The organism is Streptomyces himastatinicus ATCC 53653 (genome assembly GCF_000158915.1).
Taxonomy (GTDB): Bacteria; Actinomycetota; Actinomycetes; order Streptomycetales; family Streptomycetaceae; genus Streptomyces; species Streptomyces himastatinicus.
Genome location: NZ_GG657754.1, coordinates 485,063 through 486,270 on the forward strand (window position 1 = coordinate 485,063; position 1,208 = coordinate 486,270).

The window sequence follows — 1,208 nt, forward strand, 5'->3', positions numbered from 1 at the left end:
AGCGACCACATCGCCGAGGTCGCCGCCCGCCACGGCGGCAGCGGTGATGTCGAGGTCGAGATCTCGGTGGACCACGGCGAGGAGATCGCCCGCAGTACGTGGAATCCCCGGCTGGGCATCCTCGGCGGACTGTCCATCCTCGGGACGACCGGCATCGTGGTGCCGTACTCCTGCTCGGCCTGGATCGACAGCATCCGGCGCGGGGTGGACGTGGCGCGGGCGGCGGGGCGGCGGCATGTGGCGGGATGTACGGGGTCGACGTCCGAGAAGGTGGCGGTGGCCGAACACGGGCTGCCCGAGGACGCCCTGCTGGACATGGGTGACTTCGCGGGTGCCGTGCTCAAGTACCTGCGCCGCCACCCCGTGGAACGGCTGACGGTCGCGGGCGGCTTCGCCAAGCTCTCCAAGCTCGCCGCGGGCCACCTCGACCTGCACTCCTCCCGCTCCCAGGTCGACAAGGTCTACCTCGCCGACCTGGCCCGTCGCGGCGGCGCGGACGAGGAACTGGCCGCGGCGGTCGCGGCGGCCAACACCGGCCTGGAAACGGTGCAGCTGTGCGCGGCCCGGGGCGTTCCCCTCGGCGACCTGGTCGCGGCGGCGGCCCGGGACATGGCCCTGGGTGTCCTGCGCGGGGCCCCGGTCGCGGTCGACGTGATCTGCATAGACCGCGCGGGCACGATCGTGGGCCGCGCCGCCTCCCGCGGCCCACGGGACGTCTGACGGCCGTCTGCCCCGCCCCCGCGGGGTGCCCGTACGCCGCGGGGGTCCCCTGCCGTGCAGGCACAGCGTCCGCGTGCGTCTCGGGACACGGCACCCGGCCCGGCACAGTACGCGGCGCCCGACCGGCGCGGAGTGCGCCGCCCGGCAAGGGCGCCCGGCGGAACCCACGGGGCGCGCTGACCCGTGCGACGCAAGGCGCGGTACACACACGGCACAACGCCCGCCCGGCGCGGCGCCCCGGCGCGGTACGTGTGCCCGCACGACGCGCGCGTGGTGCCCCGCGCGGCGCGGGCGTGCGGTTCACTGCGCACTCCGCCCGCCCGGCGCGGTACGCGGTGCCGCGTCTGGGGCGGCGTGGGGTTCAGCGCTCAGTCCCGGCCGGGCACCGGCGAGCGGTGGGGGATGTTCGGGTGCCTGGGCACGGCGCGTCGCGGCGGGGTGGGCGGCTTCGCTCAGGTGCCGGGCGTGTCGCACGGGGGGTGGGGGCG

The 1,208-nt window shown here is 76.7% G+C and carries 1 protein-coding gene; it reads left to right on the forward strand.

The genetic code is table 11. From position 1 onward, the window contains the following. Positions 1-720 (forward strand): cobalt-precorrin-5B (C(1))-methyltransferase CbiD (cbiD, locus tag SSOG_RS02050; protein ID WP_039940487.1); only part of this gene is annotated, 720 nt, incomplete at its 5' end. Positions 721-1,208 lie beyond the last annotated feature (488 nt).